This window comes from Lysobacter capsici (assembly GCF_018732085.1).
GTDB lineage: Bacteria > Pseudomonadota > Gammaproteobacteria > Xanthomonadales > Xanthomonadaceae > Lysobacter > Lysobacter capsici_A.
Map to the genome: position 1 here is coordinate 6,064,331 of NZ_CP076103.1, position 12,557 is coordinate 6,076,887.

General features: G+C 65.8%; 13 protein-coding genes. 4 read left to right on the forward strand and 9 right to left on the reverse strand.

Annotated features, from left to right (window positions below; genetic code table 11):
• Nucleotides 1-11: 11 nt before the first annotated feature.
• Nucleotides 12-839 carry a hypothetical protein gene (locus tag KME82_RS25220; RefSeq protein ID WP_215496472.1) on the forward strand — a complete coding sequence of 276 codons (828 nt, stop codon included), beginning with the start codon at nt 12-14 and terminating at the stop codon, nt 837-839.
• 1,175 nt (nt 840-2,014) lie between these two features.
• On the opposite strand, the gene KME82_RS25225 is transcribed toward KME82_RS25220, so the two are convergent.
• From KME82_RS25225 to KME82_RS25250, 6 genes are all read right to left on the reverse strand, one after another.
• Complete coding sequence (locus tag KME82_RS25225; RefSeq protein ID WP_215496473.1) at nt 2,015-2,620, reverse strand: TetR/AcrR family transcriptional regulator; 606 nt, start codon at nt 2,618-2,620, stop codon at nt 2,015-2,017.
• On the reverse strand, nt 2,620-3,114 hold the full coding sequence (locus tag KME82_RS25230) for a hypothetical protein (RefSeq protein ID WP_252255533.1): 495 nt from the start codon (nt 3,112-3,114) through the stop codon (nt 2,620-2,622). The genes KME82_RS25225 and KME82_RS25230 overlap by 1 nt, the downstream gene beginning before the upstream one ends.
• A gap of 142 nt (nt 3,115-3,256) precedes the next feature.
• On the reverse strand, nt 3,257-4,510 hold the full coding sequence (locus KME82_RS25235; RefSeq protein WP_215496474.1) for an MFS transporter: 1,254 nt from the start codon (nt 4,508-4,510) through the stop codon (nt 3,257-3,259).
• Between the two features lie 45 nt (nt 4,511-4,555).
• Entirely contained in the window at nt 4,556-5,386 is an 831-nt protein-coding gene (locus tag KME82_RS25240; protein WP_215496475.1) for a siderophore-interacting protein, read from the reverse strand.
• A 65-nt stretch (nt 5,387-5,451) separates the two neighbouring features.
• The gene (locus KME82_RS25245; RefSeq protein ID WP_215496476.1) at nt 5,452-6,156 is read right to left on the reverse strand and encodes a PadR family transcriptional regulator; all 705 of its coding nucleotides are present in this window, start codon (nt 6,154-6,156) and stop codon (nt 5,452-5,454) included.
• 369 nt (nt 6,157-6,525) lie between these two features.
• The gene (locus KME82_RS25250; RefSeq protein ID WP_215496477.1) at nt 6,526-6,885 is read right to left on the reverse strand and encodes a helix-turn-helix transcriptional regulator; all 360 of its coding nucleotides are present in this window, start codon (nt 6,883-6,885) and stop codon (nt 6,526-6,528) included.
• Between the two features lie 411 nt (nt 6,886-7,296).
• Here KME82_RS25250 and KME82_RS25255 point away from each other — a divergent pair, with 411 nt between their 5' ends.
• Nucleotides 7,297-7,701 carry a hypothetical protein gene (locus KME82_RS25255; RefSeq protein ID WP_215496478.1) on the forward strand — a complete coding sequence of 135 codons (405 nt, stop codon included), beginning with the start codon at nt 7,297-7,299 and terminating at the stop codon, nt 7,699-7,701.
• A gap of 305 nt (nt 7,702-8,006) precedes the next feature.
• The gene (locus KME82_RS25260; protein ID WP_215496479.1) at nt 8,007-8,741 is read left to right on the forward strand and encodes a hypothetical protein; all 735 of its coding nucleotides are present in this window, start codon (nt 8,007-8,009) and stop codon (nt 8,739-8,741) included.
• A gap of 103 nt (nt 8,742-8,844) precedes the next feature.
• Here the strand turns inward: KME82_RS25260 and KME82_RS25265 are convergent, their stop codons facing one another.
• The 3 genes from KME82_RS25265 to KME82_RS25275 all read right to left on the reverse strand — a co-directional run bounded on the left by KME82_RS25265 (nt 8,845) and on the right by KME82_RS25275 (nt 11,198).
• On the reverse strand, nt 8,845-9,537 hold the full coding sequence (locus tag KME82_RS25265) for a DUF4189 domain-containing protein (RefSeq protein WP_215496480.1): 693 nt from the start codon (nt 9,535-9,537) through the stop codon (nt 8,845-8,847).
• 81 nt (nt 9,538-9,618) lie between these two features.
• The gene (locus KME82_RS25270) at nt 9,619-9,834 is read right to left on the reverse strand and encodes a hypothetical protein (protein ID WP_215496481.1); all 216 of its coding nucleotides are present in this window, start codon (nt 9,832-9,834) and stop codon (nt 9,619-9,621) included.
• Nucleotides 9,835-10,151: 317 nt separating this feature from the next.
• On the reverse strand, nt 10,152-11,198 hold the full coding sequence (locus KME82_RS25275; RefSeq protein WP_215496482.1) for an AraC family transcriptional regulator: 1,047 nt from the start codon (nt 11,196-11,198) through the stop codon (nt 10,152-10,154).
• 389 nt (nt 11,199-11,587) lie between these two features.
• Between KME82_RS25275 and KME82_RS25280 the strand changes: the two genes are divergently transcribed.
• Nucleotides 11,588-12,502 carry an esterase/lipase family protein gene (locus KME82_RS25280; protein WP_215496483.1) on the forward strand — a complete coding sequence of 305 codons (915 nt, stop codon included), beginning with the start codon at nt 11,588-11,590 and terminating at the stop codon, nt 12,500-12,502.
• The last annotated feature ends 55 nt before the right edge of the window (nt 12,503-12,557 follow it).

The following is a 12,557-nucleotide window of genomic DNA, read 5'->3' on the forward strand; positions in this document are numbered from 1 at the left end:
GGAACGCAATCATGTGGACGCTTGTGAACACCGCCGACGACGCCGACCCTTCGCTCGCCGATGCCTCGGCATCGGCGCCGAACGGACCCTACGCTTACACCAGCCCCAACATCAGCAGCTACGCACTGACCGCGTCGGCGATCGCCAATCTGGGCTTCAAGGAGCTGTTGAACGTCAAGACGTCCGGCGAGGTGTACTACTACGTGATCGACGTGGCGGCCTACACCCAGGACGTGGTGGTGCGCAAGGCCGCGCATGACGGAACCCGCATCATCCATCGCGACGGCATCGGTTTTCGCGTCGGCCTGGTCGCGTGGAACATTAAGGCGGAGCTGAGCGTCAATCTCGGTTCCATCGCCGCCTCCACGCAGTTGCAGGGCGGCAGCACCAGCGTCAGCGCGCACGCGTTCGCGGGCGACGTCGCGATGCTCGCAGACGTGGCCCGGGTGAGCGAATTCGGCGGCAAGAAGTTCGACGCGAAAATGCTCCAGGACCTCGCCGGCTTCGTCAGCAAGCTGGCGATGGTGGTCGCCAGATCCGGGGACAAGATTCCGCCCAGGAAAGGCGTGGCGCGCGGAATCTTGAATCCGAACCTGTACGATCCCAAGAAGGCCATCGCCTCCAACAGCTATGCCATCGAACAGATCTGGCACCAGCGGCCCAGAAGCGAGTTGTCGCAGTGGCTGGCGAACGGCAGGTTCAAGGACTGGACCGACAACAGGCTGAGCCCGACGATCATCGCCGCGGCATACGCCGCTTTCGGCAACGACGGCTTCAACTCTCCGATCACGCCCGCGCAGACCCAGGCGGCCAAGGTCGTGCAAAGCATCGGGCGTTGACGCGGCGACGGGGCGATCGCGCCGAACGGTGGCGCATCGGCCCGTGCAAGCGCTGCGTGGCGCGATTCGAGACGAATCGCGCCGATCGATGGGGCATGGCGATCGAAGCGTCCGGGATTCGGCGGACGCCGCCGCGCCGGGGAGCGACGAGCAACTGCCTGCAGAAGGACGGTTTACTTGCCCGCTTCGGGATCGACGAACTTGCGACCGCTCGGCCCGATCCCGCTGACTTGAATCACGGTCGGCTCGCGTATCTCGACATAGTGGGGCACGCCGGCCGGTTCGGTGTAAAAACTGCCGGCGGGCAGTTTCTTGAGCGCCTTGGCGTCGACCTTTTCGCCGTAGCCGGTATACCAGCTGCCCGAGAGGATCGTGATCCCCCCCCCCCCCCCCCCGGGGGACCCCCCCCCCCCCCCCCCCCCCCCCCCCAGGGGCCCCCCACCCCCACCCCCCCCCCCCCCCCCCCCCACCACCCCCCCCCCCTCCCCCCCCCCCCCCCCCCCCCCCCCCCCCACCGGTGGCACCACCCCCCCCCCCCCCCCCCCCCCCCCCCCCCTCGCGCGAATCGGTGTGGGTGTGCGGCGCGACCTTGAAGCCGGCCGGGAATTTCAGGCGGATCGTATAAGGCCCCGGCTTGGTCGGGTCGCCGATGAGGATGGCCTGCTCCAGGCCGGGCAGGGCCAATCCCCCTTGCGACGACCACTTCATCTCCGACGGCGTCAACGCCACCACGCCCGGTTCGGCGGCTCGACCGACCAGGGCGACCGATAGAAGCGCAACGGCGAATATCGCTTTGGTGTGCATGTCCTTCATCCTGCTGTAGGTCGCCATTTGCGGCGGAGTTGCGTGGTCTGTCGTGGGTTCGCATGCCGGGCATCGCGACGACCCCGGCCGCGAAGGCCGGATATGCGCGACTGAAGCCATCGACGCGCAATGCATCCCATCCTTGCGGCCGATCGGCGCCGCCTCAATGCGCGACTGCGTAGCGTGCGGCACCTCGCCAGTCTCTCCACCCACCGATGGGTCGTCCTTGATCGCACCCACACTCCCGCGCATTGCCGCGGCCGCGCGTCCAGCACCGAACGTACTGTCCGTAGCCAGTCGATGAACGCGGCTTCAAGGCATGACGGACCGGCCGGCTCGGGTTCGATCGGCGGACCCGCCCGCCGATGCCGCTATGCCTTCCGGAGACGATCGGTGGACAGCTTCGCAATCTGCCAGAACACCGACGCGTCGCCGGCCGCCCGGGCGGACAGCATCGCGCCGTGTATCGCCGCCATGAACACGGAGGCTTCGGCCGAGGGACTGTCGGCCAATCGCATGACCCCTTTCGACTGCCCTTCCTCCATGCTCGACCTGATCCAGGCGTGGAGGTCTTCGAAATGGCCCTTGACCTCGGCGGCGACGTTGGTCGGAACGGCCGGCAATTCCGCCGCCAGCATCGCGCAGATGCAGATCGGAGGATTCGATCCTTCGATGCAGTCGGCCCAGAACCGGCAGTAGGTGACGAGGCGCTGCAAGGGGTCGAGGTCGAGCGCATCGAGCGACTGCAGGCCACGCCGCGTCGCGTCGCGATGGAGCTCGACCGTCGCCTTCACCAGGTCGGCCTTGGTGGGGAAGTGATGGTGAATGCTGGCTTTTCTTACCTCGACCAGCTCGGCGATGTCCGCGTAGCTGAAGCCGTTGTATCCGCCCTTGGCCAGCAGTTCATTCGTTCGTTGAATGATTTCCTGCGCTTTGGGCGAGTACTGGGCTTGCGGATCCGATCTCGATGAAGACATCAACGGCCTGCCGGGCTTGGGACGGGTCTGCGCTTGTACAGCGCACGCATCTGCAGCGCAACGCCGACGATCAGCGCCAAGAATAGTGCGCCCTGCACGCCGAGCAACAGCGGGTCCTTGAGATCGGTCACCAGCGGCTTGCCGACCGGCAGCCTGCGCAGAGTTTCGCTGACGGTCGGGATCATCAGCAGGAACACGCTCAGGCTCAGCGACACCGTTTCGATGTATTTGCCGAATCGCTTCGCCGCCGGCCATCGCGAGATGCCGTATCCCAGCACCAGCACCACCAGGGTGACGGTCGCGACGATCGAGCTCACGGGCTGATGCGCGATCGGATAGACCGTGAGCACGCCGAGCAACATGAACCAGAAATAGGCCCGCCCGGCCCGGGTCTCGGGGGCGATCCGCCCGTGCTTGACGAGCATGTAGGCGGCGAGCGGTATGGCGGGCAGGCTTCCGAGGGTGTGGAGCCAACCGATGGGAGAGATGCTCATGGCGTGGGTTCGATGGGGGAGTCAGAAATCTACCTACCAATAGGTAGACTGTCAATGTCCGGGCGTCCGAGGCGGCATCTGTCCGCCTCCGGCCCCTGAAACACCCCCTTCGCAGCAGGCCCGGGCCGACGCGCGCGACCGCTCAGGTCGCGCTGCTGGGTTCGCCGCTTGCCGGCGCCGCCGCCGGCTGCACGTCCGCCGAGGTCACCCGCCCGACCCACAAGGCCGAACACAGCGCCAACCCCGCCGCGATCCAGCCGACCGCACCGTAGCCGGCGATGTGTCCGCTGGCGTCGGTGGTCAGCATCAGACCGCCCAGCCACGCGCCCAGGCCCGTGCCCAGCGACATCACCGCGCTGTTCGCGCTGAGGTAGGCGCCGCGCTGCTCGGCCTGCGGCACCGTGGTCTGCAGCGCCTGCAACGGCACCATGCGCCCGTTCATCGTGACCATGAAGAACGGGAAGAACAGCAGCATCGCGAGGAAGCCGACCGCCGGCAGATGAGTGATGAACAACACCGGCACCAGCGAGACCACCACCGCGACGCGATACACCAACTGCTTGCCGTAACGGTCGGCCAGGCGCCCGATGAAGCGCGAGGTGAAGAACGCCGCCACGCCGCCGGCCATGTACATCCACGACAGCTGCGACGGGTCGATGCCGTGATTGGCGACCAGCATCGGCGAGATGAAGGGAATCACCAGCATCTGCGAGGTGGTCAGCATCAGGGTCAGCGCGAACGCATTCAGATGCCGCGGATTGGCGAACAGCTTGAACAGGTTGGGAAACGCCCGGCTCAGCGGCACACGCTCGCGCGACAGATGCTGATCCAGCGGCGGCACGACCCGCGCGCCGCCCACCCACACCAGCAGCGACAGCGCCACCAGCAACCAGAACGGCGCCGACCAGTGGAAATGCGCGCCGAGCAGCACGCCGACCGGAACGCCGATCACCGAGGCGATCGCGAACGAGGTCATCACCGTGCCGGTGGCGGCGCCGCGACGCTGCGCCGGGATCACGTCGGCGATGATCGCCATGATGATCGAACCGAGCACGCCGCCGCTGATGCCCGCGAACGCGCGCGAGGCCAGCAGCAAGGCGTAGCTGTCGGCCAGCGCGCAGGCCAGGTTCGACAAGGCGAACAACGCGTACATCGCCAGCAGCAGCTTGCGACGGTCGAAACGGTCGATGTAGGTGGCGGCGAGCAGGCCCGACAGCCCGCCGCAGATCGAATACGCCGATACGGCGGCGGCGAATTGCGCCGGCGAGATGTGCAGGGCGCGCATGATCTGCGGGCCCAGCGGCATCATCACCATGAAATCCATGATCAAGGTGAACTGGGTCAGCATGAGCAGCCACAGCAGGCGTCGCTCGAGCGTCTGGGTAATCGAGTACATGGGAGTCCTTACGGTCGCGATGACCGCGGCAAGGGAAACGAAACCTCAGTCTTCCAGCGATTCATGCACGCCCTGTGCGCCGCGCTTCCAGTATCCGGCCGCGTGCAGCCGCGATTTATCCACGCCGCGCTCGGCCAGCAGATGCTGGCGCACCGCGCGGATCACGCTCGATTCGCCCGCGGCCCAGACGTAGCCTTCGCCGACGCGTTCGCCCTGGGGCCATTGCAGCTCGCGCACCGCGCGCAGCAGCGGCGGGTCGCCGTTTGGATCGGAGCCGTTGCGATAGCACCAATGCGCATCGAGCGCGGCCGTGGCAAGGAAATCGATGCGTGCGCTCGGATCGTCCACTTCCACCACGACGATAGCGCGCGCCGTCGACGGCAGCTCCTGCAGGCGACGCGCGATCGCCGGCAGCGCGGTGTCGTCGCCGATCAGCACGTGCCAGTCGAATCCGGCCGATATCACCCGCGAGCCGCGCGGCCCGCCGATGCCGAGGTAATGGCCAACCTGCGCCTGCCTGGCCCAGGCGGTGGCCGGGCCGGCGTCGTGCAGGGCGAATTCGAGTTCGAGTTCGCGCCGTTGCGGATCGAAGCGTCGCGGCGTGAAGTCGCGCACGGCCGGGCGGCTCGTACCGTCGGCGAACACGAAACCATTCGGCCCGATCGTCGGCATGTTCGGTCGATCCTGGCCGGGCTCGGGGAACAGCACCTTGACGTGATCGTCGAACGAGGCCGAAACGAAATCGGCGAGCGCGTCGCCGCCGAGGACGATGCGGCGCAGATACGGCGTCACCGATTCCACCCGGGTCACGCGCAACAATCGCACTTTTAACGGATGGCGGACGCGGACGACCGCCAGGTCGCTGGGTTCTTGCATGGGAAGTCCTGCTGTTCGTGGATGCGGCGTGCGCGCAGTCGGCGGACGCGACGATCGGGCGACGATCACTCGCCCTTGCCCTCGATCTCGTCGGTGGCGCGTCGCAGGATCGCGGCGATGCGGCGCTGTTCGTCGACGGGCAGTTCCTCGCGACGGTACAGCGCGGTCTTGATCGCGCGCCGCGCCTGGATCAGCTCGGGCAGCCAGCCGCCTTCGGACGGATCGGCCGGCTCTTCACCGGCCAGCGCGCGCCGCACCGAATCCATCTTGCGGGCGATGTGGTTCAACTTGGCGAGCATCATGTCGACGCGCTCGCGGTTCGCGGCCAGATGCGCGCTGCCGAGTTCGGCGAGTTCATAGCGCTTGCGGTTGCCCTCCAGCTCGACGGTCACGTAACCGAGTTCTTCCAGATAGGTCAGCGCCGGATAGACCATGCCCGGGCTCGGGCTGTAGAAACCGTTCGAACGCGTGTCCAGCGCCTTGATCAATTCATAGCCATGGCTCGGCTTGCCCTCGATCAGGGCCAGCAACAGCAGTTGCAGGTCGTCGGAACTGAACTTGCGGCCGCGCGAGAAGCCTTCGCCGTCGTCGAAGCCGCCGGGGAAACCTCCCGGGAAACCGCCCGCGCCCGGTCCGGCGGCGGAACCGCCGCCGCGACGTCCGCCCCGGCCTCCGCGCGGGTGACCGCCGGCGTGCGAGAACGGATGGCAGGAGAACAGCTCGAAGCGGGAAAACTCGTCGCAGCCGAACGCGCGACTAGGGTCAGGCATGTGGGGACGGCGCATGATGCACACTCAACGTATCGTAAGATACGTCTTACGATATAGATCGTAAGATATAAAAACAAGTCTCTGTTCGATGACAGGTGCATGGCGCCATTAGCAACCAGGTCGGGTCACACTTCCGTAGCGTCGACCATTCCTGGTCCAAACCGGGTCGCGATCAATGATGAGTGCCTGGCTGCCGCGGGCGGGGTAAGTTCAACCGACCCGACTGACCGCGTCAGCGATATGTATCGCCTAGGCACAGACAAGTCCGGAGCGAGTTCAATGGACTACGCGCTGCGGCGTTATCTGGCTCGTCCGCGCCATCGACAACCTCCGCATGAGGCTGCCGTGTCACTGCCGTCGTCGCGCGCGTCAGGCGGAATCGTCCTCAACGGTAGGCTCCTTTACTGACGCCAGGGCCCGCTCGGCATCGCGCCGCTGAGTGATGTAGAGAATGCTGTCGCTGCGCAGCGACTCGACAAGTTCGTCGATCACGCCGGACTTGATGAAGTAATGCACGACGCGACCGCGAACCTCGCCGTGGACGAGACCGGCGCCGGCCAATTTCGTCATCCATTGAGTCAGCTCACGCGACTCGAGGTTGGAGAACAGCGCAAGCAATTCGAGCCCGGAACAACCTTGCGTACCGGCCGTTCCGAGCCGTCGAACGATTTCCAGAAGTTTCCAGTCGCCCAGCAGGGCGAACGCGTTGGCGTCATTGAGTCTTGGCATGCCAGTGGCTCGGTTGCGTTCTGTCGAACAGAGCGTTCAGTGCATCGGTTTGAGCAGTGTACTGCCGCGTCGCGGTACGAGCACAGGGCGCCGATCTTGTACTCCAGGACATCCCATATCTCGAACATGAATCATCGACTCAGGTGATCGGAAAACATGGGACAAGCTGGACTTTCGAAGGTTATTCGTCAGCCACCACGAACGAAGCATTGCCGAGATCGCGCGCGCGATGGCCATGCCACGGCGTGAGGCATTTCGCGAGCTGCGATGACCGCCACAGCCCTCGCGCGACGCAGCGCTCATCCCGCGAAGTCCGGATGCGCCGCGAGATGGGCGTGATTGTCGCCGCCGCCGATGCATGGTGCAGTGCGCCGCATGCCTCCATTCCGGAGGTTTTCAAGGAGGAATACGATGAAGCGTCCGATTTCGGCGGCGGTGGCCGCGATAGTGTTGGCGACGGTGTGCGCGACGGCTTCGGCCGGCGAAAAGGTCGAGGTTCCGGTGACGCTCGAGACCAACGCACTGGGCCAGGTGACCCGCGCCTACGGCATGGCCGGCACCGCGCGCAACAGCGCCGATTCCCAGCAATTGATCGCCTGCTTCGTCAGCGCGACCAGCGCCGGCGCGCAAGGCGGCTGCGAGGCGAGGAACGCGGCGGGCGTCTCCACGATGTGCATCACCTCCAACGCCGGCCTGCTGGCGGCGGTGCAAGCGGTGCGTACCGACTCCTACATCGACTTCTCGCGCAGCAGCGCCGGCCAATGCACCGGGATCTACGTGACCAACGGCTCGCCCAACGCCGTCAAACTGCCCTGAGCCAAGCGCCGGCGCCGCGACGCGGACGCCGGCGCGATCGAACGAAATCCCGCGCCCGGGCCCGTAATCTCGCCGGAGCCGTTTGACTGTTGCTTGAACTTTGCCGCCAAAGATGGGCGCTGGTTCCCTGAAGCAGGCGGTCGATGGCATGTCGGTCCACCCGGCGGGCACTGATATCGATGCCGATGCCAGGGGTTGCTGATCGCGCTATCGTTCGACGCGACAACGAGCGGGGCTGTTTCGAGCGGCGCAAGCGCGCATGCCTGATCGCCTGCCGGCGGCGTCCACCATCGGGGAATCGGTCCATGCACACATTGGCGGCGAGCCTGGCTTGCGCGTTCGCACTCGCGTATTCGATCGGTCCGGCGCAGGCCAATACCGAAGCGTCGGCCGCGCACGCGCAGGCGATGAACGACATCGCCGCCACGCCGCCGTGCTGCGACGGTGGCGGCGACGACGAGTGGCAGGGATACGAACCCAACTTCTCCGCCGAGGAGCTGGAGCAGATGCTTCGCCAAAGCCAGATCGAAGAGGCGCAGAGCAAGCGCAAGCATGAAGCACGCATGGCGAGCGATCCCGAGTACCGCTCGTTCTTCGAGGGCTTGTGGAATTTCCGGCCGGCGCCGGACAACGCGCCCGGACAATATTGCGCCGCCCGTTTCTATCGCGAGGGCAGCGGCATGATGATTTTCGGTCCCGCGCAGGGATCGCCAACGGCGTATCTGGCGATGTACGGACCGGGCGTTCCGATTCCCAATTCGGCCAGGAAAACAACCGTGCAGCTCTACCAGACCGGCGAACAGCGCCAGACCGTCGAAGTATTCAACCTGCCCATGGCCGGCACCGGCGGCAACGGCATGCTGCTGATGGCCGCCGACTGCGGAGCTGTTGTTGAACGGGATGCTCGACAAGCATCGCTTCGAAGTGTTCGACAAGAAACACAACGAGGCGTTCTACATCCTCGAATGGACCGGCGGGCTCGCCGCGCGCGACAAACTGCGGTCATGCATCGACGCAAAAACCTAGGACACGCACCGTAGAGGAGATTCGTGCATGCGCTTGATCCAGGCCATGCACGAGGATCGTATGCGCCAGCGCCGCGACGCGCATTGAACGTCGACAGCTTGCGCGGCGCGCGCTGCATCACCGCGTCCGCCTGGGCAACACCGGGTACGCGCGCTCGGCCTTACAGCCTTGCTTGCCGGCGCCGTACTCGCAGGCACCGACCGCCAGCTCCAACGCATCGTGCTCGCTGGCGCGGTACTTGGCGAAGCGCGTGCCGTCGGCCGCCACCGCCACGCCGATGTAGCCGTCGACACCGGTCTCGGCGACCGCGCAACCGTTGCCTCCGTCGGCCGTGCATTTGCGCAAGGCCTCGGCCTCGGCCAGCGGGAACGAATCGGCCTCGCCTGAGTACCAGACCGATACCGCGCCCGCCTTGGCGCCAAACACCACGGCCCCGAAGGACGAGCGATAGCCGTTGTCGATGACCGGCGGGGTGTAGCCGACATTGCCCGCCATCGCGGACCCCGCCGCGCCATACTGGCTCGCCTCGTAGCCCTGGCGCGCCTGCGATGCCGCATGCTGCTGTTGTTGCACCGCCTGCTGCTCGCGGAAATTCTGTTCGTTGGATTGCTGGGCGCAGGCATCGGCCGCCGCAGCGAACGCGATCAGACCGATCACGGCCTTTTTCGTAAAGCTCATGGCGAACCTCCCCGCTACCGTTCGAGTGTCGGCTTGCGCCGGCTTGAACGGCAGTTTGCCACGTCCCCACGTCGGTTTTTTGACCTGACCATGCGGCGCTGCGCATGCGTGGCGCCGGACGGCACGGCCCATGCCGGTTTCCCGGCAGCCCGGGACCGGGCCGCCGAGCATTCGCCAAGGCGCCTCACCTCATCGATGAGGCGCAACGAAGGCCTACGCTTGCGGCGGGTTGACGCCGCACACCTGGCGGCAATAGCTATAGTCGGCCGTATAACACGCCTCGGCGCCGCCTTCGGGGGCCAGCAGCAGGCATTGCGCGATGGCGGCCCGCTTGCATTCGGTAACGCAGTCCCTGGCGAAAACAACGCCGGCAAAACTCAAGCCGAACACGAAAGCACACAGCGTCATCAGTCGGGTGGTACGGATCATGTCTCTCTCCTTAGAGGCCTGGAATCGGTCGTACTGAAGCCGGCGAGCCGCGCGGCGACTCGCGCCACCACAGCCGTCGATTCTTCAGCGCGTGTCTATTCGCAAACGGCATCGATCAACGCGACCGGCCGGGCCTCGCAATTCAATTCACGGATTTGTGATTCGAATCCGGATAACGAGGCTCTTTGTGCAAGGCGATGTGTCTGCCGGCGCGGTTGGCGTGGTTGATCCGTTGAACCAGCAGCCGACGATCGATCTGGCATTGATCGCGAAACCTACCGTTCGGCCGCTTGGGCCCGCGCAACACAACCGACGACCTAAAGCCTGTGCACCCGATAGGCACCGGGCTGCAAGCCGGTCCAGTGCTTGAACGCCCGATGGAAAGTGCTCGGCTCGGAGAAGCCCACGCGCCTGGCTATTTCCGCGATCGGTATCGGAGTCTCCGCGAGCAGCGTGATGGCCGTATCGCGGCGCCAGCCATCCTTGATGGCCTGGAAGGTATTTCCTTCCCGTTTCAGGTAGCGGCGCAATGTCTGCGGACTCATGGTCAGGCGCTGCGCGGCGGCGTCCAGATGCAGCATCGAACCGTCCTCGTCGTGTCCGAACATGCGCCGCACTTGCGCGCTGATCTTTTTGCCGTGCTCGCGCCTGAGCAACAACTCGTAAATCGAGTTGCGCAGGAACACCCGCAAACTGTCGTCGCCCTGCACCACCGGCGCATCGAGACAGGCGGCGGAAAAGCACAACGCGGTCCGCCCGGCGCCGAAACGCAGCGGCGCGGCGAAGATGATCTCGTACTCGTGCGTATACGCGGGCATCGCGAAGCTGAAATCCACGTACTTGAGCGCGATCGCATCGCCTATCAGCCAACTGGCGAAGCGATGGCCCGCGACCAGCAGCGTCTCGGCAAGAAAGGGATCGGCGAACCCGCCCTGGGATTCGTCGATGACCAGATAGCCGAGCTCGCCGTCGCGGTCGATCAGGAAATCCGGGCGACCGGCCTGCAACAGCGCGTAATAGCGGCTGGCGCGCGACATCGCATGCCCCATCGAACTGCTGTGGATGATCGCGCGGCAGATCATGCCGAAACTGCCCAGCGGCAGCGGATGCCGGCCGCAGCCGAGCAACTCGTCGTCCATGTGGCGCCACAGCGATTGCAGCAGCCGCGCGTATTGCTCGAAGCTCACGCGCGCACGCGGCTCGTCGAGCGCCGATGCCGGGATACCGGCCGGCGCGAGCAACGGCTCGACCGCTTCGCCTTGCCGCCTGACGCCGCGCAAGGCGGCATGCACGAAATGAATCGAGACCGTGCGGGTGTGATCCGACGAGGTCGTGCTCGGCGCGCTGACGGATTGGGATGACATCGCTCGCGTTTCGCTGTCCTGGGGAAACCTGCCGGCGGTTTCGGCCCCTGTGGCGGGATGCGGTTTCATCCGCCAATGCTGGCAAAAGCCCGAGTCACGGCGGCGTTAGCGTCGGCCATGCCCGGACTGTCATAAGCGACGCGCATCACAGCTGAGCGATTTTGCCAATGAATCGCGACGATTCCGCCATTGAGGCCATTGCGGCGGCTCTCTAGCCTCCTGACACGACACGGCTCCCGCCGGCCCGACGATGCCTGTTGCCGTCCGGTCACGGCAATGGATCGAGTCTGCGGCCACCCACGCGCCGGGTTTGATCCGGGTGGGCGATGCGATCGCCGCATGCCGCGCGCATGCGGTTTCCCCCGAACCTCTTTCATGGAGTCCGCGTCATGCTGAAGAAGACCGTGTTGAATCTGACCGTCGCCGCCGCGCTGAGCATTGCGGCGACCCTGCCGGCGATCGCCGCGGACACCTACACCCAGACCAAATACCCGATCGTGCTGATCCACGGTTTCGCCTCGTCCGATCAGGTGCTGGGCTTCAGCACTTTCTACAATATCCCCGACGAATTGAAGGCCGGCGGCGCCACGGTGTATGCGGCGAAGTTGTCGGGCTTCAATTCCGATGAAGTACGCGGCGAGGAACTGATCAAGTACCTCGACAATCTCAAGGCCACGCAAGGCCACAGCAAGTTCAATCTGATCGGCAACAGCCAGGGCGGATTGACCGTGCGTTACGTCGCCGCCGTGCGGCCCGACCTGGTCGCCTCGGTGACCACCGGTCATACGCCGCATGCGGGCACCGCACCGGCCGATCTGGTGTCCGCGGTGCTGCCGGAGGGCTCGCCGCTGCGTCCGATCGTCGCCGGCGTGATCAACGCGTTCGCGTCCTTGATGGGCGGGCAAGCCGATGCCTTGGCCGCCTTGAACCAGCTCAGCTCCAAGGGCGCGGCCGAGTTCAGCCAACGGTATCCGCAAGGCCAGCCCGCCAGCGAATGCGGCGCCGGCGCGGCGGTGGTCGACGGCGTGCGCTACTACTCCTTCGGCGGGATAGGCGTGTCCACCAATCCGCTGGACCCGACCGACCTCACCGCCGGCGCCGTGAGCCTGTCCTACCTCGGCTCGCCCAACGACGGCATCGTCGGGCAGTGTTCCTCGCACTGGGGCGAGGTGTTGCGCGACGACTACAACTGGAACCATTTCGACTCGGTCAATCAGGTGTTCGGCCTGCGTTCGGTGTTCTCGTCCAGCCCGGTCACCGTGTACCGCGCCCACGCCAATCGGCTGAAGAACCTGGGGCTTTGATCGATGCGAGGACGATTCGTCGCGGCCGCCGCGATCGTGGCGGCCGGCGGACTAC